Origin of the sequence: Streptomyces sp. NPDC006516 (assembly GCF_040611875.1) — a bacterium.
In the GTDB taxonomy this organism is placed as follows: Bacteria; Actinomycetota; Actinomycetes; order Streptomycetales; family Streptomycetaceae; genus Streptomyces.
This window is the reverse complement of sequence record NZ_JBEXPD010000002.1, coordinates 149,803-171,551: the sequence shown is the minus strand read 5'-3', so window position 1 is coordinate 171,551 and position 21,749 is coordinate 149,803. Positions and strand designations below refer to the sequence as shown.

The following is a 21,749-nucleotide window of genomic DNA, read 5'->3' as shown; positions in this document are numbered from 1 at the left end:
CCCGCCTCCCGCACCGTGGTACCGGCCCGCCTCTCTGAGCGGCCGGCAGCCGGGGGAGCGCCGCCGACCGGACGGAAACCGGCCGACAGGAACCGCACGCGCCCACCCGCGTGCGCATCCGTGTGTGAACGTCCCCGAGCGGACCGGGCGGTGCGCCCTGTCCGCCGTCCTGCGTCGAAAAGCCGGAGGCAACACCGTGCCCGCGCACGAAGAATCAAGCAACCCACTGGTCAGGGAGCGGGCGCACCTCGCCGCGTCCCGTGCCGCGCTGCGCGCCATGCGCGAGGACGTGCAGGCGCTCGACATCCGTGACGTCACGGCGAACTGGGTCAACGCCGCCGTCCTGCAAGCCCAGATGGACGACCGCATCAAGGCGCTGGCCGACCTCTCCCACACCCCGCTGTTCTTCGGCCGCCTCGACTATTCGCACGTGGTCGGCGCCGAGAAGGCGGAGGGCTCGGAGGGAGAGCAGTTCTACATCGGGCGCCGACATGTCCACGACGCCCACGGCGATCCCATGGTCATCGACTGGCGCGCCCCCGTCTCCCAGCCGTTCTACCAGGCCTCCCGCACCAACCCCCTGGACGTCGACCGCCGGCGCCGCTTCGGTTACACGGGCGGCGAGCTGACCGCGTACGAGGACGAGCGCCTCACCGACCCGGCGGAGGAGGAGCAGACCAGCAAGCTCCTCCAGGCGGAGATCGAACGGCCCCGTGTCGGACCGATGCGCGACATCGTGGCGACGATCCAGCCGGAGCAGGACGAGATCGTCCGCGGCGACCTCGGCGGGACGGTCTGCGTGCAGGGCGGCCCCGGCACCGGGAAGACGGCCGTGGGCCTGCACCGTGTGGCCTTCCTCCTGTACGCGCACCGCGAGCGGCTGGCCCGTACGGGCACTCTCGTCATCGGCCCGAACCGTTCGTTCCTCCACTACATCGAGCAGGTGCTGCCCGCCCTCGGCGAGCTGGAGGTCAAGCAGGCCACCGTCGAGGACCTGGTGGCCGCACGCGTAGAGGTGCGCGGCACGGACGAGTCGGCCTCCGCCGTGGTCAAGGGCGACGCCCGCATGGCGGAGGTCCTGCGGCGGGCGATCCGCTCCCACGTCACACCCCCCACGGAGCCGGTCGTGGTGGTGCGTGGCTCCCGTCGCTGGCGGGTACCGGCGTACGAGGTCGAGGAGATGGTGAACGAGCTGCTGGCCCGCGACATGCGGTACGGCGCCGCCCACGAGGCCCTTCCGCAGCGCATCGCTCACGCCGTCCTCGTACGGATGGAGGAGGCGGGCGAGGCCCCGGACGACCGGGTGCAGAACTCGGTGGCGCGCAATCCCGCGGTGAAGGCGGCCGTTAAGGCGATCTGGCCGGCCGTGGACCCGGCGAAGCTCGTGCTGCGGCTCCTGACGGACGCGGACTTCCTCGCCACGCACGCGGAGGGACTCCTCACCGACGAGGAGCAGAAGCACGTGCTGATGGCCAAGCCCGCCCGCAGCGTGAAGTCGGCGAAGTGGACGGCGGCGGACGCGGTCCTGATCGACGAGGCGGCCGACCTCGTGGCCCGGACCCACTCGCTGGGCCATGTGGTCGTCGACGAGGCCCAGGATCTGTCCCCCATGCAGTACCGCGCGGTGGGGCGCCGCTGCTCGACCGGCTCGGCGACGGTGCTGGGCGACCTGGCGCAGGGGACGACGCCGTGGTCGACACAGAGCTGGGAGCAGGCGTTGTTCCATCTCGGCAAGGCGGACGCGGTGGTGGAGGAGCTGACGGCGGGCTTCCGCGTGCCGCGCGAGGTGATCGCCTACGCCTCCCGGCTGCTCCCTGCCATCTCCCCCGGTCTCGCCCCGGTGGAGTCGGTGCGTGAGACGCCCGGCTCGCTCTCGGTACGGCAGGTGACCGAGGCGGCCGCGCTGGACGCGGCCGTGGTCGCGGCGTGCGAGGAGTCGCTGCGCCACGAGGGCTCGACCGGCCTGATCGCCGCCGACGCCCGTATCCCCGCCCTGGCTGCGGCTCTCGCCGCGGCGGGCCACACGGTCCTCTCCCCGGGTGAGGAGACGACCGCCGACTCCCGGCTGACTCTCGTCCCGGCCTCGCTGGCGAAGGGCCTGGAGTACGACTACGTGGTCCTGGACGAACCGGCGGCCGTGGTCGACGGCGAGCCCGACGAGCGCACCGGTCTGCGCCGGCTGTACGTGGCGCTGACCCGCGCGGTCTCGGGCCTCGTGGTCCTTCACGCCGCGCCGCTGCCGGAGCAACTCGGCTAGCGGGCGCGCCCGCCTCCGAAGCGAACCGGAGATCCGGACTGGTCACGCCAGGTCAGGTCAGGTCAGGTCAGGCGGTCACCGCCGTGGTGGTGGCGACGGTGACCGCCACCACCACGGCCTGCATGGTGCGGATCGCCGTACGCACGTCTTCGCCCGCCCACTTCCGCCCACTTCCGCCCGCGACCGCCCGGCCCGCCGCCTGCCTGTCCCTCGCCGCTCCGGACTCGTCGTCCAGAGACGAGCGCCACACGCCACTCCCGTACGGCCATCTCAGCCCCCGAGCGCCACACGCCACTCCCGTACGGCCGCCTCGTCCACCGGGCCGTCCCAGCCGCCCGGCCGCGCCGCGCCCCCGATGTGGAAGGCCTCGATGCCCGCGGCGCGCAGGCGCGGCAGGTGGTCCAGGCGCAGGCCGCCGCCGACCATGATCTGCGGCTCGTAACCAGGCAGGTCCGAGCGTTCCGCCTCGGCCAGCAGGGTGTCCATCCCCGCGTCGACACCGTCGGGCGAGCCCGCGGTGAGGTAGGTGTCCAGCCCCGGCAGGTCCGCGAGGTGCTTGCGCAGCACGTCGCGGTCGGCCGCGCGGTCGATGGCGCGGTGGAAGGTCCAGTGGCAGCCGTTCACCTCGGCCACGAGCCGTTCGACGGCCACCAGGTCCGCGTGGCCGTCCTCGTCGAGGAACCCGAGGACGAACTCCTCGGCGCCCGCGGCGCGCATGGCGTGGGCCTTCTCCACCAGGACGCCGATGTCACCGGCGGCGAAGCCGTCCGTGACCCTGAGCATGACCCGCAGCGGGATGTCGACGGCGGCCCTGATCTCCAAGAAGGTCGCCACCGACGGGGTCAGGCCGTCGGCCGCCATGTCGGTGACCAGTTCGAGGCGGTCCGCACCACCCGCCTGCGCCGCGACCGCGTCCTCCGCGTCGAGGGCGATCACCTCCAGGACTGCACGGTTGCTCATGGTGTTCCATTCCCTCGGAGCGGCTACGGACTACAGGTCTAGTCCAATAACCAGACTACGGGCCTGCCCCCCGGCGCGCAGCTTCCCGGGGGAACGCATGCGTGAACATACGCGAGGCCGCGGCGGCATCCGCGGAACGGACACGCCGCGGCCTCATGGGTCACGGGGGTGGGACGTCAGGGCTGGATCGGCATCGACCAGCAGTTGGAGGAGGCCTTCTCGCCGGAGAGCCGGTCGGTCATCCAGGACACGGCGCTGCCCTGGTCGGTGAGGTAGGGGGCGAGGTGGTTGGTGAGGATCTTGTCGCCCAGGTCGGGCAGGTGCACAGCCTCGTACGTCACGCTCGCGCCCTTGCGGCACCAGTCCACCGCGAGCTGCCTCGCCTGCTTGTGGCCCACGATGTCGTCCTGGACGCCGGTCGCCAGCCGGACCGGGGTCGTCGGCTTCAGATTGCCGATGCGCTGCCGGTCCAGGACCGCCTGCAGCTTCGGCTCGGCCGCGATGATCTCGGCGAGGGACGCGCCGTCGGCCGTCCACTTCCTGGAGTTCGTGAACGCGTAGCCGAGGATCGCGTCGCCCACGCACATGGTCGAGATGTCCTTCAGGGCCGCCTTGCCGACGTCGTTGGTGTGCGCGTCGATCACCGGCCGGAGCGAGGGGTCGGTCTGGGCGAAGCCGTTGATGGACCAGCCCAGCGCCCCGGCCAGGGCGCTGCCGTCGATGCCCTTCATGACCTCGGTGAGGTCGGCGGGCGGCGCCCCCGCGTAGGTGCCCACCAGGTTGACGTCGGGGGCGTACGAGGGCTGGAGTTCGGCCGCCGACGCGCTGGCGCCACCGCCCTGGCTGTAGCCGTAGAGGCCGACCCGGGATTCGGGGGTGAGCGAGGTGCCGGCGACCGAACGGGCGGCGCGGGCCGCGTCCAGGAGGGCGTGGCCCTCGTCAACCCGGTTGACGTAGGTGTGGAGCCGGTCGGTGGCACCGAGGCCGGCGTAGTCGGTGACGACGACGGCGGCACCTGCGGCCAGGAAGCGGTAGACCGCGAGGTTGTCGTAGCCGATGGACACCGTGCCCGCGCCGATGATCAAAGGGTGCTGGAGCGAGAGCGAGGGGGCGCACTGGTCGCCCTGCCCCATCGTCCCCGAGGCCAGCGCGACCAGCGGGCGCGGGCCGCCGCCCTTCCAGGCGGCGGACGGCTCGATGTACGCACCGGTGACGGCGACCGGGCCGCCGCCCGCGTCGGTGGACTTGTACATCAGGCGCGTAGCGGTACCGGGCAGCCGACGGCCGTCCAGCCCGGGCAGGCTCAGCCCGAGGGGCAGCGGCTCCGTGCGGACGAGGGTTCCGTCGGTCGCGGGCAGCTGCGCGGGCGGGTTGTAGAAGGCGGGGATGGTCACACCCCGGGACACCACGGACTCCGACCCGGAGGACGAGGACGCGGCAGCCGAGGACGCGGCAGCCGAGGCGGGGAGGGCCGTTGAGGCCAGACAGGCCGCCGCAGCCACGGAAGCGGCGACGAGACGCCCCGCACGGCGTCCCCGCCGAAGGGGTTCCGGAACGTGGGGGGTGTTCTCGGTCGAGCTCGAACGGGTGGTCTTGCGCGGACTCACGGCTCACTCCTCGTTCTGCTCCGATGAAGGTGAGCGCAAGCTAGCACCGAGGAGTTACCCGAGGTAACTCATCGGTAAGTTACGCTTCGGTAACGTGAAATGGGAGGGCGGCCCGGCCCCCCGCACGCGCCCGCCCTCCAGCCCTTCACCGCGGCCGCCGCCCGATCTCGTCTCGGCCATCAGGTCGTCGGCCGTTCCCGTCACGCCCGCACGAATCTCACCGGTGTCCCCGGAACCGCCTGAGCCGCCCCGGCCAGCGCGGATTCCGCGACCACGCCGACCACCGGATAACCCCCCGTCGTCGGATGGTCGTTGAGGAACACCACGGGCAGCCCGTCAGGCGGCACCTGTACGGCGCCCAGCACCATTCCCTCGCTGGGCAGTTCACCGTCCCTGGCGCGCGCCAGGGCGGGACCTTCCGTACGCAGCCCGATGCGGTTGCTCCGCTCCGACACCCGGTAGGCGGCGCTCGTCAGCGTGCGCAGGGCGCCTTCCGTGAACCAGCCGTCACGCGGCCCCTGATGCAGGGGCAGCACCAGTTCGGCGGGCGCGCCCGGCCAGGGCACGGTGTCAGCGGCCGGCGCCCCGCGCGCGGGACCCAGCGGGAGCAGGTCGCCCTCGCGCAGCACCGGCGGGCCGAGTCCGGAGAGCAGATCGGCGGACCTGCTGCCGAGCACCGGCTCGGGCACCAGGCCGCCCGCGAACGCCAGATAGCCGCGCAGCCCGTGCACCGCGGGCCCCGCCTCCAGGACCGCCCCGGGCGGTACGCGCACGGGCGCGCCCCAGGCGACCGGGCGGCCGTCCACGGTCACCCGGCACCCCGCGCCCCCGACGACGGCGAGCACGGCCCGGTCGCCCGTGACCCGGACCGCGCACCCGGTGAGCATGGTCTCCAGGACCGCGGCGTCACGCGCGTTGCCGACGAGCCGGTTGGCCAGCCGCCGGGCGGGCCCGTCCAGGGCCCCCGCCCGGGGTACGCCGAGGTGCGCCCAGCCGCTGCGTCCCTCGTCCTGCACGGTGGTCAGGGCGCCCGCCCGGACCACTTCGATCCCCGCGCTCACCCACGCACCTCCGCCGCCACGAAGCGCACCCGGGCCCCGGGGCCGAGCAGTGCGGCCGGTTCGCGTGCCGGGTCCCACAGGGTGTCGGGCGCGGGCATCCGCCCGATGAGCTGCCAGCCGCCGGGCGACGGCCGTGGATAGACCCCGGTGTACGGCCCGGCCAGAGCCAGCGCCCCGGCCGGCACCCGGGTCCTGGGCGTGGCACGGCGCGGCACGCTCAGATGACCGGGCAGGCCGGTGAGGTATCCGAACCCGGGGGCGAAACCGCAGAAGGCCACCCGGAACTCCGTACGCGCGTGGATGCGCGGCACCTCCTCGACGGCGACGCCCCACGCCTCGGCCACGTCGGTGAGGTCCGGGCCGTCGTAGACGACGGGTATCTCGACGGCCTCGCCCGCCCCACGGCTCAGCGGCGGTACGGTCCACGACTTCAGCCGCGCCGCGAGCGTGCGGTCCTCGACCCCGTCCAGGAGCACCGTCCGGGCGCCGGGGACGATCTCGGCCACGGCAGGGAGCTCGCCGGCGGCCCGGCGGCGCAGCAGCTCCGCGTGGAGGGCCTCGGCGTCCTCGCCCGAGGCAAGTTCGACCAGGAGGGCGCGGGGTCCGGCCTTCAGCACGCGTATGCCGCTCTCGCGGTCCGAGGCCCCGGCGCCGCTCACGCGAACGCCCGTACGCGGACGCCGGCTTCCTCCAGCGCCGTGCGGACCCTCAGGGCGAGCGCCGCGGCACCGGGGGTGTCGCCGTGGACACAGAGGGAACGCGCCCTGACGTCTATCCGGCTCCCGTCCACCCCGGTCACGGCGCCGTCGACCGCCATCCCGACGCTGCGGCGTACGACTTCGTCCGCGTCGTGCACCACCGCGCCCGGTTCACCGCGCGGGACGAGCGTGCCCTGCGGGGTGTACGCACGGTCGGCGAAGGCCTCCTCGACGGCGGTCAGGCCCGCCGCCTCCGCCTGGGCCAGCAGCCGCGACCCGGGCAGCCCGAGCACAGCCGGGCGGCCTCCCGCGAGCAGCACCCCCTCGACGACGGCGGCGGCCTGCTCCTCGTCCCGGACGACGCGGTTGTAGAGGGCGCCGTGCGGTTTCACATACGAGACGGACGCGCCGGCCGCCTCGGCGAAGACCCGCAGGGCCCCGATCTGGTAGGCGATCTCGGCCGTGAGCTCGGACGCCGGTACGTCCATGGCGCGGCGCCCGAAGCCGGCGAGGTCGCGGTAGGACACCTGCGCCCCGATGCGCACACCCCGCTCCGCCGCCGTGTCGCAGACCCTGCGCATCACGGAGGCGTCGCCCGCGTGGAAACCGCAGGCCACGTTGGCGCTGGTGACACAGGTCAGCAGCGCCTCGTCCTCGGTGAGGGTCCAGCGTCCGAACCCTTCACCCAGGTCCGCGTTGAGATCGATGAGGTACGTGGATTCAGCCGGTTCCGTCACGGCCGCACGCTAACGACTGGCCACCCCGCCCGACAAGGCGCGACCGGCTCTACAGTCGCTGCATGACCGATGCCACCGCGCTCCGTGTCCGCTGGCAGGACGCCCTCGTCGCCGCCAGGGGCGGCGCACCGGGCCCCGACCCCCTGCCGTACGCCGACAATCTCCTGGACCGCTGGGCCGAGCCCCAGCGGCGGTACCACACCACCGCCCATCTGGCGCAGGTCCTGGACCGGGTCGACACCCTGGCCGGCCATGCCGCCGACCCGGACCTGGTGCGCCTTGCCGTCTGGTTCCACGACGCGGTCTACCGCCCCGACCGCACCGAGAACGAGGAGCGCAGCGCCGCACTCGCCGAGCGGGCCCTGCCCGAGGCGGGTCTCCCCGACACGGCGACGGCCGAGGTCGCCCGGCTGGTCCGGCTCACCGTCACCCACGACCCCGCGGACGGTGACACCAACGGCGAGGTGCTGTGCGACGCGGACCTCGCCATCCTCGCCGCGGCCCCGAAGGAGTACGCGGCCTACGCGGCGCAGGTCCGGGAGGAGTACGGCTTCGTCCCCGACGACGCCTTCCGCGAGGGACGGTCTGCGGTGCTGCGGCAGCTGCTGGAACTGCCGAGGCTGTTCCGTACGCCCTACGGCGCGGCGGAGTGGGAGCCGAGGGCCCGGCAGAACCTGACGACCGAGCTGGACCTCCTCAGCCACTGAGCGCGACCCCGCGCTGAACGCCACCACCGAATCGCTGCCGGATCGGCTCGCGCACCCACTGAACCACTGCCCCACCGCCCCTCTCACCCAGTGAGACGCGGGAATGACCGGACAACGGCCACTGTTGGGCACTGTCATGCCCGACTCTGCCTCCAGCCGCCGCATGCCGCTGGCCGTCTACATCCTCGGCCTCTCGGTCTTCGCCCTCGGTACCAGTGAGTTCATGCTGTCCGGGCTGCTGCCGCCCATCGCTGCCGACATGGACGTGTCGATCCCGAAGGCCGGACTGCTGATATCCGCCTTCGCGATCGGCATGGTGATCGGCGCCCCCCTGCTCGCCGTCGCGACCCTGCGGCTGCCACGCCGCACGACCCTCATCGCGCTGATCTCGGTCTTCGGGCTGGGGCAGATCGCGGGCGCGCTGGCGCCGACGTACGAGGTGCTGTTCGTCTCCCGGGTGGTGAGTGCGCTGGCGTGCGCCGGTTTCTGGGCGGTCGGCGCGGCCGTGGCCATCGCGATGGTGCCGGTGAACGCGCGTGCCAGGGCGATGGCCGTGATGATCGGCGGACTGTCGATCGCCAACGTGCTGGGCGTGCCGCTCGGCGCGTTCCTCGGCGAGAGCTTCGGCTGGCGCTCGGCGTTCTGGGCGGTCGGCGCGGCGTCCGCCGTGGCCCTGGTAGGTGTCGTCACCCGCATCCCGCGTATCCCGCTGCCGGACGAGAAGCCGCAGCTCAAGCGGGAGCTGGCGATCTACAAGGACCGCCAGGTGTGGCTGTCGATCGTGATCACCGCGCTTGCCGCGGGCGGGGTGTTCTGCGCGTTCAGCTATCTCGCGCCGCTGCTGACGGACGTGGCGGGGCTGAGCTCGGGCTGGGTGCCGTGGGTGCTCGCGCTCTTCGGTGCGGGCGCGCTGATCGGTACGACGATCGGCGGCCGGGTCGCGGACGCGCACCTCTTCGGGGTGCTGCTGAGCGGCATCGCCGCCTCGACCGTCTTCCTGGTGGCGCTGGCCCTGTTCGCGTCGAACCAGGTCGCGGTGGTGGGCCTGGCGTTCCTGCTCGGGCTGTCCGCGTTCTACACGGCTCCGGCGCTCAACGCCCGGATGTTCAACGTGGCGGGCGCGGCCCCCACGCTGGCCGGGGCGACGACCACGGCCGCGTTCAACCTGGGCAACACGAGCGGCCCGTGGCTGGGCGGCACGGTGATCGACGCGGACTTCGGCTTCCAGGCCACCGCCTGGGCGGGCGCCGCGATGCTGGTGGTCGGACTGGCGGCCGTGACGGTCTCCCTGCGGCTGCGCGGCGACGGCACGCCCTCCCGGCGGATCGCCGCGAGCGCGCAGGCGCCCGTCAGCGCGGAGCAGGCCGCCCCTTCGGCCTCCGCAGCCCCGCCTCAGTGAGCAGGCGCACGATCTCCTTCGACCCGACCTCACGCGCACCGGCGCGCACCGCGTCCGCGTATCGCACCTCGGGCACGTCGTAGTGGTCGCGCTCGAAGGCCCGGGGCGGGCAGCCGATCATGGCGGCGAAGGCGTGCAGTTCCTCGAAGGACACGTCGCTGACCAGGTGGGACCACATGCGCCCGTGCCCCGGCCAGGTCGGCGGGTCGATATAGACGGTCACCGGCCGAGCACCCGTGCCAGCGAGCCCACCGGTGCGACGGACACCGTCGCCTTCGTACAGACCCAGTGCGGATCGGGACCGAGCTCCGGCTCGACGTCCAGCGCGTGCGGCCCCTCCTCCGTACACACGGGGCACAGGGGCCAGCGGCCGTACGGCTCCAGCAGGGCGTCCTGGACGTCCTGTGCCACCAGTCCCGTGACGAAGGACACGCCCTCGGGCCACTGCTCGACCCACCACCGCCGGTGGGTCACCGCGTCCTCGACCATCGAGACGATCGTGGCCTCGGCGACGTCACCCGCGACGAGGTCGGCCATCACCAGCGCACGCGCGGTGTGCAGTGCCTGTTCCAGGCGGTTCAACTCCATGCCCCCATTGTCTCCCGCCTTCGGCGGCTCCTGACGTGATCCTTCAGAGGTAGGGACCAAAGGGGGGTTGACGAGGTTTCGTCGTGAAAATATCTTTCATGTGTGACCAATGACGTGAAGGAAAGTTTCAGCGCGGACTCGCCGCCCGCACCCGCCGCCCTGGCCGCCAAGGTGCGGACCCTTGCGCCCTCCATGACCCGCTCGATGCAGCTGGTCGCCGAGGCGGTCGCGGGTGACCCCGCCGGGTGCGCCGCCCTCACCGTCACCGGTCTCGCCGAGCTCACCGGCACCAGCGAGGCGACCGTCGTCCGCACCGCCCGCCTCCTCGGCTATCCCGGCTACCGGGATCTGCGCCTCGCGCTCGCCGGGCTCGCCGCGCACCAGCAGTCCGGCCGGGCGCCCGCCGTCACCGCCGACATCGCGGTCGACGACCCGATCGCGGACGTCGTCGCGAAGCTGGCCTACGACGAGCAGCAGACCCTCGCCGACACCGCCGCAGGTCTCGACACGGTGCAGCTCGGGGCCGCGGTCGCCGCCGCATCGACCGCCCGCCGCATCGACATCTACGGCGTCGGGGCGTCCTCGCTCGTCGGTCAGGACCTGGCGCAGAAGCTGCTCCGCATCGGTCTGATAGCCCACGCCCACATGGATCCGCACCTCGCCGTGACCAACGCGGTGCAGCTCCGCTCCGGTGATGTGGCCATCGCGATCACCCACTCCGGCTCCACGGGCGATGTCATCGAGCCCCTCCGCGTCGCCTTCGACCGCGGCGCGACCACGATCGCGATCACGGGCCGCCCCGACGGACCGGTCTCGCAGTACGCCGACCACCTGCTGACCACCTCCACCGCCCGGGAGAGCGAGCTGCGGCCCGCCGCCATGTCGAGCCGCACGAGCCAGCTCCTCGTCGTGGACTGCCTGTTCATAGGCGTCGCCCAGCGCACGTACGAGACGGCCGCACCGGCCCTCTCCGCGTCGTACGAGGCGCTCGCCCACCGCCACACCCCGCGCAGCCGCTGACCCGGCCCGCACCCACAGCCCCGCACCCACAGCCCCGCACCCGCAGAGCCGTACGAGCACGAGAAAGCAGAGCCGCTGTCCATGTCCTCCACCACCGACGCCGACGCCGCCACCCCCGGCGGCTACGGCGAACTGCGCGCCGAGCTCGCCACCCTCACCACCGAGGCGTTCCGGCCGGAGCTCGCCGAGATCGACCAGCTGCCCACCCAGGAGATAGCCCGCATCATGAACGGCGAGGACACCACCGTCCCCGCCGCCGTCGCGGAGAAGCTGCCCCAGATCTCCGCCGCGATCGACGCCACCGCCGAGCGCATGGCGCGCGGCGGCCGGCTGATCTACGCGGGCGCGGGCACGGCGGGCCGCCTCGGCGTGCTCGACGCCAGCGAGTGCCCTCCCACCTTCAACACGGACCCGTCCGAGGTCGTCGGCCTGATCGCGGGCGGCCCGTCCGCCATGGTCAAGGCCGTCGAGGGCGCCGAGGACAGCAAGGAGCTGGCCGCGGCCGATCTGGACGAACTGGGCCTCACCGCCGAGGACACCGTGGTCGGGATCTCCGCCTCCGGCCGCACTCCGTATGCCATCGGGGCCGTCGAGCACGCCCGCGCGCAGGGCGCGCTCACCATCGGCCTCTCCTGCAACGCCGACTCCGCGCTCGCCGCCGCCGCCGAACACGGCCTGGAGATCGTGGTGGGCCCCGAGCTGCTCACCGGTTCCACCCGCCTCAAGGCGGGCACGGCGCAGAAGCTCGTCCTGAACATGCTCTCGACGATCACGATGATCCGGCTCGGCAAGACGTACGGGAACCTCATGGTCGACGTACGCGCGTCCAACGAGAAGCTGCGTGCCCGCTCCCGCCGGATCGTCTCCCTCGCCACCGGCGCCTCCGACGAGGAGATCGAGGTGGCGCTCGCCGCCACCGACGGTGAGGTGAAGAACGCCATCCTCACCATCCTCGGCGGGGTCGACGGCCCCACCGCCGCCACGCTCCTGGCCGATTCCCACGGCCACCTCCGCGCCGCCCTCGCGGCCGTCCGCACCACCTGACGCACCACTCCCCGCACAGCAAGGCACCACGCACCATGGCTACTGAAGACAAGAACCGCGCCACCGCCGCCGCGATCCTGCCGCTTGTCGGTGGCGCCGCGAACGTCAGCTCGATCGCCCACTGCATGACCCGGCTCCGCCTGGGCCTGCACGACCGCTCCCTCGTCGACGACGAGGCCCTGAAGGCGGTCCCCGCCGTCATGGGCGTGGTCGAGGACGACACCTACCAGATCGTCCTCGGCCCGGGCACCGTCGCCCGGGTCACCCCGGAGTTCGAGCAGCTGGTCGAGGAGGGCCGCGCGTCCGAGGCCCCCGCCGTCCACACCGCCGAGGAGCTGGCCGGCAAGGGCGCGGCGCTGAAGGCACAGCAGAAGGCGAAGAACGCCACCCCCTTCAAGCTCTTCCTGCGCAAGATCGCGAACATCTTCGTCCCGCTGATCCCCGCCCTGATCGGCTGCGGCATCATCGCCGGCCTCAACGGCCTGCTGGTGAACCTCGGCTGGCTCACCTCCGTCACCCCCGCCCTGGCGGCGATGGCCTCCGGCTTCATGGCCCTGATCGCGGTCTTCGTGGGCTACAACACCGCGAAGGAGTTCGGCGGCACACCGATCCTCGGCGGTGCGGTCGCGGCGATCATCGTCTTCCCCGGCGTCGCGAACATCGACGCCTTCGGCCAGACCCTCTCTCCCGGCCAGGGCGGCGTCCTCGGCGCGCTCGGTGCGGCGGTCCTCGCGGTGTACGTCGAGAAGTGGTGCCGCCGCTGGGTGCCCGAGGCGCTGGACGTCCTCGTCACCCCGACGCTCACGGTGCTGATCTCCGGCCTCGTCACGATCTTCGGCCTGATGTACGTGGCCGGTGAGGTCTCCTCCGCCATCGGTACCTTCGCCGACTGGCTGCTCTCCACGGGTGGCGCGGGCGCGGGCTTCCTGCTCGGCGGCTTCTTCCTGCCCCTGGTGATGCTGGGCCTGCACCAGGCCCTGATCCCGATCCACACGACCCTGATCGAACAGCAGGGCTTCACGGTCCTGCTCCCGATCCTCGCCATGGCCGGTGCCGGCCAGGTCGGCGCGGCGGCCGCGGTCTACCTCCGCCTCCCGCGCAACGAGTCGATCCGCAAGACCATCAGGTCCGCCATGCCCGCAGGCCTCCTTGGCGTCGGCGAACCCCTGATCTACGGCGTCTCACTCCCGCTGGGCCGCCCGTTCGTCACGGCCTGTGTGGGCGGCGCGTTCGGCGGCGGCTTCGTGGGCCTGTTCAACCAGCTCGGCGACTCGGTCGGCTCGACCGCCATCGGCCCGTCCGGCTGGGCGCTGTTCCCGCTCCTGGACGGCAACCACGGCCTCGGCTCCACGATCGCCGTCTACGCGGGCGGCCTGCTCGTCGGCTATGTGGCCGGCTTCGTCGCCACGTACTTCTTCGGCTTCAGCAAGGCGCTGCTGACGGAGTTCAACGTCTCCCAGGAACCCGTCCCCTCCACGGTGGCCGCCACCGGACCGGCCGCCGCGTCGGGCGGCACCTCGGCGAAGGAACCCGCAGGGGTCTGAGCGAACGCCTGTTCGTGTTCGTGCGGTCACGGAAAGTCCTAGAAATTTTCCTCACGAACACGTGTGTGTAGGAAAAGGATCGCCGGGCACCAGAGGTCTCGGAGGTTGATAACAATGGTTCCCCTGCTTCTCGTTCTTCTGCTCGCCCTGATCCTTTTCGGTGCCGGTTTCGCACTCAAGGCACTCTGGTGGATCGCCGTGATCGTACTTGTGGTCTGGCTTATCGGGTTCTTCGTCCGCCCGGCGGCCAGCGGTGGTAAGCGCGGCCGGTGGTACCGCTGGTAAACAACTTGACGACCAGCAATAAACGCGGGTGGCGCAGGGCTTTCGAGCCCTGCGCCACCCGCGTTTTCCGCATTTCTCCGAAAGTCCCATGTGTGGACCGAAAAAGCCGGGGCAACCGATGAGTGAGCGGCGAAAAGCCCCCTCACAAGGGGGATTTGCCGCGCCGAATGAACCGTCGAGGAAGGAGCCAGATATGAGTGACAACCTGTGGGGCTACCAGCCTACGAGCGGGCACACCGCGGGCGCCGACCTGACCGGATTCTCGGTCGAGGCGACGGACGGAAGCATCGGCAAGGTCGACAAGCACTCCGACGAGGTGGGCTCCGCCTACATCGTCGTCGACACCGGTGTCTGGATCTTCGGAAAGAGCGTCCTGCTCCCGGCAGGCACGGTCAAGGGGATCGACACGGAGCACCGGACGATATTCGTCGACCTGACCAAGGACCAGATCAAGGACTCCCCGGAGTTCGACAAGCACAAGCATGCGGGTGACCCGGGCTATCACGCCCAGGTCGGCACCTATTACGACAGCTACCGCATCTGAGTACGCGACGCACGCGCACAGAGGCGGGGTCGGCTTCCATCAAGGAGCCGGCCCCGCCGCCATGTGTGCGCTGTGTGTGCCCGGTGCGCTCAGGCCGGGAAATCCGCCGTGGGCAGGGTGACGTCGAAGGGCTCCGGCAGCACGAGCGGCTTTCCGAAGGGCACGGGGTCGGAGCGCTTGTACGTCCCGTCCTCGTTCGGCTCGGTGAACAGCGTCGCCATCGCACCGCGTGTGTCGAACCTGTCCAGCAGCAGATACATCGGGACCCCGGCCCGCGCATACGCGTGGTACTTCTTCGTCCTGTCCTCCCGGGCGTTCCCCTTGGAGGTGATCTCGACGATCAGAAGTCCCTCGGACGCGTCCAGTGGGTCGCTGGTCTCCGGGTCGGCGGCCGCGATCAGCTCTCTCGGCATCACCACCAGGTCCGGGACGTACAGCTTGTCGAGAGGCGCGACGTGCACACCGAGCGTCTGGTAGATCCCCAGCTCATCAGGGAGGCCCCGGTACAGAACACGCTGCACCATCTCGGCGATGCCGTTGTGGTGCGCGTGAGGCGGCGGTACCAAGACGATCTGCCCTTCGTCGATCTCGGCGCGCCACCCCTCGGGCACGTCCAGTTCCTGCCAGGTGCGCAGCAGGTAGTCCCACGGGCGGCCTTCAGAGCCCTGATCGCTTTCGACCATCGCGGCGGTCATCGCAGGTTCCTCCTCCTGTGGCCGTGCGTGGGAGCGTAGATCGACTTCTTCACGGCAGTCCGCCGCTTCACCTCAGCGTCCCACGATCGTGTGACGCTCGCAGGGACCTCTCCGCAGGTGTCCCTGCGGGCTCGGCGCCAGGCCGGCCGAGGAACCGGCCCCCGGCTCCCCCGCATCTCACACCCCAGACGTTGATCTTCGACCGGTGGGCAGGACCCCGGGCAGCGACAGGCGGGCAGACATGACGAACGGCCGGGCGGGTGCCGACGGCCCACACTCAGCGGCCCCGGGCGAGGAGCGGCCGGCCGAAGAGGCGTGCGGGCCGCGACGCGGTGTCGTCCGCACGGCGCTCGCCGTCATGCGCCGCGACGGCGGCCGACTCCACGGCCGGGCGGCCCGCGTCGCCGGCCTGGTCACCCTGGGCGGACTGCTGCTGGCCGTCGTGGGATTCGTCGTCGCCTGGCCCGAGTTCACCGCGATGCGCCAGGGCGCGATACAGGCCCGTATCGACGAGGATTCCTACGCCCCCGACGGCAGCCGCGTGAACACCCTGTGGCTCATCCTCCTCGCCTGCCTCCCGTTCCTCATCCTCCTGCTCCACCTCGGATGCGCCGCGATCCAGACCGCCGCCGTCCGGGCGCACGGCCGCTTCCGCGCGGTCCTGGGCGTGTACGCCCTGCGCGGAGTGTGCGTGTGGGTGCCGGTGGTGCTCGGTGTCCTGGTGGAGGAGACGTTCACCACCACCCTGTTCAGGGAACACACGGTGATCGTGCCGAAGTGGGAGCACCCCGACCTGTTCGTCCTCCTGCGCTACGGTCCGCCTCTGCTGGGCGTACTGACCGCGCTGGTGCTCCGGCTCAGCTGGACCCTGGCCCCGGCAGTCGCGGCGACGGAGGGGCTCGCCCCCGTGGCCGCGCTGCGACGCTCCTGGTCCCTGGTGTGGGGCGGGGCAGCCGCCTGGTTCCGCACCGTGGCCGTCGCGCTCCCCCTGGGTGGGATCACCGTCGCCGTCTGTCTGTTGCTCCATCAGGCCGCCCGGCCCCTGCGCGCCGGCACGGTCTCGCTCTTCCTGGACCGGGGCCCGGACAACACCTACGCCGCGTACGTCGCCGGGCTCCTCGTCCCGATCGCCGTCGCCCTGCTGCTCACAGGTGCCCTGACGCTGCCACCGGCGCACACCACCTTCGCGGCACTCCACCAGCGGCTCGTCGCGGACCGGGAGCGGCGGACGGCGGTCACGGCGGCCTCCCGGTCCTGACTCCGCCGGCACGGCCCCGTCAGGGCAGCCGCCCCTCGCGGTTGATCTCCGTCACCCGCGCCCGGAGGACGAGTCCCGGCGGGGCGGGCCTGACGGCCTCCGGCGGGCAGTCCCACTCCGGGCCGCCACCCGGCGGACGCAGCTGCACGTACGGGCCGACGCGGCCCATCACCCGGCCCACCCTGCCGTCACGTCCGTCCATGGCGAACGTCCCGGGCTCCGGCCTACACGGCTCCAGGCCTTCAACTGTCATGTGCCGCCGCCGCTTCCAGCTGTGCGCTCAGCCGCAGTGCCGTCTCGATCGAGCACCGGCCGAGATCGACGAGCGGGCTGGGCTCGTTCCCCGCGCAGGACACCGGGTCGATGCGCAGCGACGGCAGCTTCACACCGACCCCCGCGAGACCCGCCCGCAGCCGCGCCACCGCATCCTCCGCCGCCCGCACTCTGCCCGCCGCCTCTTTGCGCCGTTCCGTAGCCGTCATCATGATCTTCCCCATTTCCACGCTGAGTAGTGACTATGCCTACTCAGCGTGGCCAATTCGTCGCTACCGTGGAAGAGGTGCAGTTCCAACATCCGCACGTGTGCCACTGGGAGACGCCTTGCCCGGACCCAAGAAGCTCGATCCCTCCTCCTCGCCCCGCGCCCTCCTGGGCGCCGAACTCCGCCACCGCAGGGAGGCGGCGGGCCTCTCGCAGGAGGATCTGGGCACCCCGCTCTTCGTCAGCGGCTCCTTCGTCGGCCAACTCGAATCCGGCACCCGGCGCATGCAGTTGGACCAGGCCCAGAAGCTGGACGAGGTACTGGGCGCGGACGGCTTCTTCGTACGGAACTGCGCGGCCCTGAAGAAGTCGAAGTACCCGGACCACTTCGCGGAGGCGGCGGAGGCGGAACGCCTGGCGATCGCGATCCGGGAGTACGCACCTCTGCTGATCCCCGGGCTGTTGCAGACCGAGGCGTACGCGCGGGCGGTGTTCCGGGCGGGTCGCCCGACAGCCACCGAAGAACTCATCGATGAATTGGTGGCGGCACGGCTGGAGCGAGCGCAGCTCCTCACCAATCCAACCGAGCCCATGTTGTGGGTGGTGCTCGACGAAGCTGTACTCCGCCGAGTCGTTGGCGGACAGCTCGTGATGGCTGAGGCACTGCGCCACGTCTGCAACCTCGCGCGACAGCACAGGATCATCCTTCAGGTCCTGCCATTCTCTGCGGGCGGGCATGCCGCAATGGGTGGAGGTCTCAAGCTGATGGCGTTCGCGGACGCTCCGCCGCTCGCCTACCTGGACAGCCTCGGGTCAGGGCAGCTCCTGGACGAACCACTGACGGTCCACGCACATGAACTGAACTACGATCTGTTGGTGGCCAGCGCGCTATCCCCAGGTGCGTCCCTGGCTCTGGTCCAGTCCGTGGCGGAGGATGAGGCTCATGAAGATCAGCAGCTCTGACTACGACCTCTCCGCTGCCACGTGGCGCAAGTCGTCGTACAGCGACGCAAGCGGCGGCAACTGCCTCGAGGTCGCCACCTGGCGCAAGTCCACCTACAGCGGTGGCAGTGGCGGCGACTGCCTCGAAGTCGCCGACGGCCTCCCCCACATCGTCCCCGTCCGCGACTCCAAGATGACGGACGGCCCGGCGCTCGTGTTCCGGGCGGCAGCCTGGTCCGCGTTCGTCGCCGGCCTCAAGCGGCCGTAGCCGCCCCGCGTCCCGCCGAGGAGGCGTTTCCGTGGCAGAGCTGGAGGGACTCCGCGGTCGACCCGCCGGCCGTGGCCGCGTACGGCGGGCCTGCCGAGCGGCTCCTGATGGTCGCCGCGCACGCCTGGGACCTGCGCGGCGCACAGGCGGTCGGCCTCGGCACCGCCTACGTCGCCCACCCCGCGGGGACCCACCCACCGCGACGGACCGGTTCGACCTGCACGCGCACGGCCTGGCCGACCTGGCGGGGCCACTGGAGTCGGCTTGAGGCTGCCCGGCTGGGCACGTCACACCACCCGCACCACATGCTTCCCCCGCACACCCCCCGCCTCCAGCGCCCGGTGGGCGGCGGCGATGTCGGAGAGTTCGTGGACGGTGTCCACGACGGGGCGGATGGCGCCGCTCTCCACGTAGGTGGCCAGCTTCGCGAAGAGGTCGTGCTTCGGGTTCCCGCTGAAGAAGCGGACCCGGCGCGGTCCGTGGACGGTGGAGGCGAGCAGACAGGAGAGGCTCGCGGCCGGATGGTCGATGTCGAAGGCGATCGAGACCATGCGTCCGCCGGGAGCCAGGAGCCGCCGGAAGGCCCGGTGTTCGGTGCCGACCGTGTCCAGGACGACGTCGAAGGGGCCCAGGTCGTCAGGGACCGTGGTCCTGTAGTCGAATGCCGCGTCGGCTCCCAGCTCCCGTACGAAGTCGAGGTTCTTCCCGCCGGCCAGCCCGGTCACCTGGGCCCCCAGCGCCTTGCCGAGCTGTACGGCGACACTGCCCACCCCTCCGGCGGCGCCGCGCACGAGCAGGCGCTCGCCCGCCTTCAGACGGGCCTTGGTCTCCAGCGCGGTGATGGCTGTCGTCCCGGCGGGCAGCGACGCGGCCTCGACGAGCGAGACGTTCGCCGGTGCGTAGGAGAGCTGACGGGGCCGGACCGCGACGTACTCCGCGGCGCTGCCGAACCTGCGCCCCAGGAGGCCCCACACCCGATCCCCCTCGTGCAGCCCCTTCACCCCGCCGTCCACGCGGGCGATCTCCCCCGCGAAGTCCATTCCCGTACGCAGGGGGAAACGGCTGCCCGTCACCAGGCGGGCGCGTCCGGCCCGGCCGTACAGCTCACCGCCGTTGACGCTCAGCGCGTGGACACGGACCAACACCTCGCCCGGTCGGAGTTCCGGGACGGGGACCCGGGCTTCGTACAGCACCTCGGGAGGGCCGTAGCTGTCGTGGAGCGCTGCGCGCATGTCGTCCATACGTCCCACGCTAAACGGGTAAGTGGATGGCACCGTCCATTTGAAGCGAAGTGAGAAACATGCCTGATCAGACCTCTCGGAAAGCCTCCGGGACACTGCGCTCCGATGCCCGGGAGAACCGCGAGCGCATCCTCGTCGCGGCCCGCGAGGCGTACGCCCTCCATGGGATCGACGTGCCCATGGCGGCGATCGCCCGGCGTGCGAAGGTCGGGGTGGCCACGCTCTACCGGCGCTTCCCGACACGCGCCGCGCTGGTGTCCGAGGCCTTCGCCGAACAGCTCGCCCACTGCGTGGGTGTCCTGCACGAAGGGCTGGCCGATCCGGACCCGTGGCGCGGGTTCTGCTCCGTCGTCGAGGACGTCTGCATGATGCAGGCGACGGAGCGGGGCTTCACCCAGGCGTTCCTCTCCCAGTTCCCGGACCACGCCGAGTACGCCGTGGAGCGTGACCGCGCCGAGGAGGGCCTGGCCCTGCTGATCCGGCGGGCCAAGGAGAGCGGGCGACTGCGCCCGGACTTCGACCTGCGGGACTTCACGCTGCTGATCCTGGCCAACAGCGGGGCCATCGCGGGGGCCGGCGACGACGCACCCGCCGCGTCCCGGAGGCTCGTCGGCTATCTCCTCCAGTCCTTCCGCGCCGAGGCGGCAGCCCCTCTGCCGCCCCCCGCACCGCTCGGACTCGACCGGATGTCCTCGTAGGATCCGCGCCGCCGCACGATGCGGCGCGGGCCCCGTGGCGCAGTTCCAAGGCGAGCCTGCGTCTCGTGGCCGTCATCAGGAAGCAGCAGCGAAAGAAGGCGTCGTGGGCGAGGAGGCTGACCCCCGGAGCTCAAGTCCTGGAGTCCGAGCGCTCTTTCAGAGGATCGGTTGGGAGGGCCTTTTCCCGCCCGCCCTCCCCTCCTCACCACGAACGACTGACGTTTCGTGACCGACTTGCCACGGATCGTGACGACGCTCTAGCGTGCGCAATGACACAGAACGACCCCCGCCGGTGCGCCAACACCGGACAGGGGTCTGACCACCTAGATCGAAAGCCCCGACCTAAATGACTGTCACCCAGCTTAGTGCCGCCCCCTCGCCCCAGCACGGACGCACGCACCCCATGGCCAACCCGGGCTACGGCAAGCGATCCGCCCCGGACCAGCGCCCCCGAGCCGCTGACGATTTCGGGCATCTGCCACCGCGCGAGGCCGCCATCGCGTCGTACATCGACCGACTGCCGGACGGGTCCGACATCTCCGTGAAGACGCTGGCGAAGATCCTCCCGTACGGGCAGTGCGCCCTGCGGACCGCGCTCAACAGGCTCCAGGCAGCCGGGCATCTGCGCCGGGGCAGCGAGTGCGTCGCCACCGACGAGGTGATGCTCTGGGTGACCCGCACGTTCTTCTCACGGACCGCGCGGGACGACGAGTGGTGGGCCGCGTTCGCCCGGGGTGACGTGCCCCCGGAGACGCCCCGCCGGCCCTCACGCTCCCGGGCGTTCGTGCTGCTGGCCGCCCTGGGGCGTACCGCAGCCGCCCTGAGCCTGTCGGCGGCGGAGTGCGCGAGCCTGGAGCCGCAGGTCGCCGAGTGGTTCGAGCGGGGCGCGACGGACGCCGAGCTGCTGCACGCCCTGACCGACGGGCTCCCCGTGCCCGTGCATCACGCGGCCTCACTGATCCGCAGGCGGCTGGCCGACAAGCTGCCGCCGCACCGCCCGGCCCCGGAGAGGCGGACGGCGCTGCTCACGCTGGAATGCGGGGAGTGCCGCGCGCCAGGCAGCCCCGAGGCCCTGGCGGGCGGACTCTGCGCGGGGTGCCGGGGCGAAGCCGCCCATGAGCCCACAGGTCCGCACGGCGCCGTACCCACCGACGGGGTGCAGGAGCGGATGGCCTCGGTTCGGGCGGGCCTGGTGCCCCGCTCGGACAGGACGGCGTGGGCCCGGGGCCGTCGCTGAGCCCAGCCGGGAGGAAACCCTCAGCCCTCCCCGCCCTCACCCTCATCATCGGCGTCGTCATCGGCGTACGGATCGTGGAGGACGACGGGATCTACATCCTCGACGCCCCGCTGAAGGTCAACTCGGAACCGCAGTCGGTCGAGCACCCTTCGCCCAACGGAGCCTGCACGCCGGCCCAGGCGCAGATCGACTTCCGGCCCCTCGTCAGCAGCGACGACATCGCGCGGTGGCCGCTGAGCACGGAGCACGCGAGCTGGACGCCGAAGCAGATGGGGACGCCTACATGGAGTCCTACACGCAGGGCGACTACAGCTGCCCCGCAACATCGCGGGCGAGAACAAGACCTGCGTCATGGGCGGCGTCGACTTCTCCAAGTCCCCCAAGCGCAACATCCCCCGGGTCCACTTCGACCTGGAACACCCACGCCTGGACAAGGACACGGACGTACGACGCCGGCCCCCGGGATTTCTCCCGGGGGC

The 21,749-nt window shown here is 71.8% G+C and carries 25 protein-coding genes and 1 pseudogene; 14 read left to right on the top strand and 12 right to left on the bottom strand.

What is annotated here, in order from left to right:
- Positions 1-196 precede the first annotated feature (196 nt).
- The gene (locus ABZY45_RS06855) at positions 197-2,257 is read left to right on the top strand and encodes an ATP-binding domain-containing protein (RefSeq protein WP_356736923.1); all 2,061 of its coding nucleotides are present in this window, start codon (positions 197-199) and stop codon (positions 2,255-2,257) included.
- Positions 2,258-2,324: 67 nt separating this feature from the next.
- Here the strand turns inward: ABZY45_RS06855 and ABZY45_RS06850 are convergent, their stop codons facing one another.
- The 6 genes from ABZY45_RS06850 to ABZY45_RS06825 all read right to left on the bottom strand — a co-directional run bounded on the left by ABZY45_RS06850 (position 2,325) and on the right by ABZY45_RS06825 (position 7,290).
- Positions 2,325-2,507 carry a hypothetical protein gene (locus ABZY45_RS06850; protein WP_356736921.1) on the bottom strand — a complete coding sequence of 61 codons (183 nt, stop codon included), beginning with the start codon at positions 2,505-2,507 and terminating at the stop codon, positions 2,325-2,327.
- Positions 2,508-2,527: 20 nt separating this feature from the next.
- Positions 2,528-3,217: a copper homeostasis protein CutC gene (locus tag ABZY45_RS06845; RefSeq protein WP_356736919.1), complete on the bottom strand. Its 690-nt coding sequence runs from the start codon at positions 3,215-3,217 to the stop codon at positions 2,528-2,530.
- A 176-nt stretch (positions 3,218-3,393) separates the two neighbouring features.
- Entirely contained in the window at positions 3,394-4,824 is a 1,431-nt protein-coding gene (locus ABZY45_RS06840; protein ID WP_356736917.1) for a lipase family protein, read from the bottom strand.
- A gap of 200 nt (positions 4,825-5,024) precedes the next feature.
- The gene (locus tag ABZY45_RS06835) at positions 5,025-5,885 is read right to left on the bottom strand and encodes a biotin-dependent carboxyltransferase family protein (RefSeq protein WP_356736915.1); all 861 of its coding nucleotides are present in this window, start codon (positions 5,883-5,885) and stop codon (positions 5,025-5,027) included.
- A complete protein-coding gene (locus tag ABZY45_RS06830; protein ID WP_356736913.1) occupies positions 5,882-6,544 on the bottom strand; it encodes an allophanate hydrolase subunit 1 in 663 nt (220 codons plus the stop codon). The genes ABZY45_RS06835 and ABZY45_RS06830 overlap by 4 nt, the downstream gene beginning before the upstream one ends.
- Positions 6,541-7,290 (bottom strand): 5-oxoprolinase subunit PxpA, encoded by a 750-nt coding sequence (locus ABZY45_RS06825; protein WP_356738695.1) that lies wholly within the window; start codon positions 7,288-7,290, stop codon positions 6,541-6,543. Before ABZY45_RS06825 ends, ABZY45_RS06830 begins: the two co-directional genes overlap by 4 nt.
- 92 nt (positions 7,291-7,382) lie before the next feature.
- On the opposite strand from ABZY45_RS06825, the gene ABZY45_RS06820 reads away from it, so the two are divergent.
- Together ABZY45_RS06820 and ABZY45_RS06815 are read left to right on the top strand one after the other, a co-directional pair.
- The gene (locus ABZY45_RS06820; protein WP_356736911.1) at positions 7,383-8,027 is read left to right on the top strand and encodes a hypothetical protein; all 645 of its coding nucleotides are present in this window, start codon (positions 7,383-7,385) and stop codon (positions 8,025-8,027) included.
- Positions 8,028-8,190: 163 nt separating this feature from the next.
- Entirely contained in the window at positions 8,191-9,426 is a 1,236-nt protein-coding gene (locus ABZY45_RS06815) for a Cmx/CmrA family chloramphenicol efflux MFS transporter (protein ID WP_356738693.1), read from the top strand.
- Here the strand turns inward: ABZY45_RS06815 and ABZY45_RS06810 are convergent.
- Both ABZY45_RS06810 and ABZY45_RS06805 read right to left on the bottom strand, forming a co-directional pair.
- Positions 9,377-9,649: a DUF4031 domain-containing protein gene (locus ABZY45_RS06810; protein ID WP_356736909.1), complete on the bottom strand. Its 273-nt coding sequence runs from the start codon at positions 9,647-9,649 to the stop codon at positions 9,377-9,379. The two genes, ABZY45_RS06815 and ABZY45_RS06810, sit on opposite strands and share 50 nt — an antisense overlap.
- Complete coding sequence (locus tag ABZY45_RS06805) at positions 9,646-10,014, bottom strand: hypothetical protein (protein ID WP_356736907.1); 369 nt, start codon at positions 10,012-10,014, stop codon at positions 9,646-9,648. The genes ABZY45_RS06810 and ABZY45_RS06805 overlap by 4 nt, the downstream gene beginning before the upstream one ends.
- A 102-nt stretch (positions 10,015-10,116) precedes the next feature.
- On the opposite strand from ABZY45_RS06805, the gene ABZY45_RS06800 reads away from it, so the two are divergent.
- The 5 genes from ABZY45_RS06800 (at position 10,117) to ABZY45_RS06780 (ending at position 14,451) form a co-directional block, all read left to right on the top strand.
- On the top strand, positions 10,117-11,034 hold the full coding sequence (locus ABZY45_RS06800) for a MurR/RpiR family transcriptional regulator (protein ID WP_356736905.1): 918 nt from the start codon (positions 10,117-10,119) through the stop codon (positions 11,032-11,034).
- A gap of 81 nt (positions 11,035-11,115) precedes the next feature.
- Complete coding sequence (murQ, locus tag ABZY45_RS06795; protein WP_356736903.1) at positions 11,116-12,078, top strand: N-acetylmuramic acid 6-phosphate etherase; 963 nt, start codon at positions 11,116-11,118, stop codon at positions 12,076-12,078.
- 35 nt (positions 12,079-12,113) lie between these two features.
- On the top strand, positions 12,114-13,622 hold the full coding sequence (locus ABZY45_RS06790; protein WP_356736901.1) for a PTS transporter subunit EIIC: 1,509 nt from the start codon (positions 12,114-12,116) through the stop codon (positions 13,620-13,622).
- Positions 13,623-13,736: 114 nt separating this feature from the next.
- Positions 13,737-13,907, top strand: a complete 171-nt coding sequence (locus ABZY45_RS06785; protein ID WP_104787922.1) for a hydrophobic protein — start codon at positions 13,737-13,739, stop codon at positions 13,905-13,907.
- A gap of 193 nt (positions 13,908-14,100) precedes the next feature.
- On the top strand, positions 14,101-14,451 hold the full coding sequence (locus ABZY45_RS06780) for a PRC-barrel domain-containing protein (RefSeq protein WP_356736899.1): 351 nt from the start codon (positions 14,101-14,103) through the stop codon (positions 14,449-14,451).
- Between the two features lie 89 nt (positions 14,452-14,540).
- On the opposite strand, the gene ABZY45_RS06775 is transcribed toward ABZY45_RS06780, so the two are convergent.
- Complete coding sequence (locus tag ABZY45_RS06775) at positions 14,541-15,146, bottom strand: Uma2 family endonuclease (RefSeq protein WP_356736897.1); 606 nt, start codon at positions 15,144-15,146, stop codon at positions 14,541-14,543.
- 241 nt (positions 15,147-15,387) lie between these two features.
- On the opposite strand from ABZY45_RS06775, the gene ABZY45_RS06770 reads away from it, so the two are divergent.
- Positions 15,388-16,404, top strand: coding sequence for a hypothetical protein (locus tag ABZY45_RS06770; RefSeq protein WP_356736895.1), 1,017 nt, complete (start codon positions 15,388-15,390; stop codon positions 16,402-16,404).
- Positions 16,405-16,423: 19 nt separating this feature from the next.
- Here ABZY45_RS06770 and ABZY45_RS06765 read toward each other — a convergent pair whose 3' ends face one another.
- The gene (locus tag ABZY45_RS06765; protein WP_356736893.1) at positions 16,424-16,657 is read right to left on the bottom strand and encodes a hypothetical protein; all 234 of its coding nucleotides are present in this window, start codon (positions 16,655-16,657) and stop codon (positions 16,424-16,426) included.
- A complete protein-coding gene (locus ABZY45_RS06760) occupies positions 16,647-16,886 on the bottom strand; it encodes a hypothetical protein (protein ID WP_356738691.1) in 240 nt (79 codons plus the stop codon). The genes ABZY45_RS06765 and ABZY45_RS06760 overlap by 11 nt, the downstream gene beginning before the upstream one ends.
- Before the next feature lie 118 nt (positions 16,887-17,004).
- Here ABZY45_RS06760 and ABZY45_RS06755 point away from each other — a divergent pair, with 118 nt between their 5' ends.
- From ABZY45_RS06755 to ABZY45_RS06745, 3 genes and pseudogenes are all read left to right on the top strand, one after another.
- On the top strand, positions 17,005-17,847 hold the full coding sequence (locus ABZY45_RS06755) for a helix-turn-helix transcriptional regulator (protein WP_356736891.1): 843 nt from the start codon (positions 17,005-17,007) through the stop codon (positions 17,845-17,847).
- Complete coding sequence (locus tag ABZY45_RS06750) at positions 17,828-18,094, top strand: DUF397 domain-containing protein (RefSeq protein ID WP_356736889.1); 267 nt, start codon at positions 17,828-17,830, stop codon at positions 18,092-18,094. Before ABZY45_RS06755 ends, ABZY45_RS06750 begins: the two co-directional genes overlap by 20 nt.
- Positions 18,095-18,177: 83 nt before the next feature.
- Positions 18,178-18,362: pseudogene (locus ABZY45_RS06745) on the top strand (haloacid dehalogenase type II); the annotation flags it as partial.
- 19 nt (positions 18,363-18,381) lie between these two features.
- Here the strand turns inward: ABZY45_RS06745 and ABZY45_RS06740 are convergent.
- Positions 18,382-19,335: an NAD(P)-dependent alcohol dehydrogenase gene (locus ABZY45_RS06740; protein WP_356736887.1), complete on the bottom strand. Its 954-nt coding sequence runs from the start codon at positions 19,333-19,335 to the stop codon at positions 18,382-18,384.
- 59 nt (positions 19,336-19,394) lie between these two features.
- Between ABZY45_RS06740 and ABZY45_RS06735 the strand changes: the two genes are divergently transcribed.
- Both ABZY45_RS06735 and ABZY45_RS06730 read left to right on the top strand, forming a co-directional pair.
- Positions 19,395-20,033 (top strand): helix-turn-helix domain-containing protein, encoded by a 639-nt coding sequence (locus ABZY45_RS06735; protein WP_356736885.1) that lies wholly within the window; start codon positions 19,395-19,397, stop codon positions 20,031-20,033.
- Between the two features lie 346 nt (positions 20,034-20,379).
- Positions 20,380-21,270 (top strand): hypothetical protein, encoded by an 891-nt coding sequence (locus ABZY45_RS06730; protein ID WP_356736883.1) that lies wholly within the window; start codon positions 20,380-20,382, stop codon positions 21,268-21,270.
- Positions 21,271-21,749 lie beyond the last annotated feature (479 nt).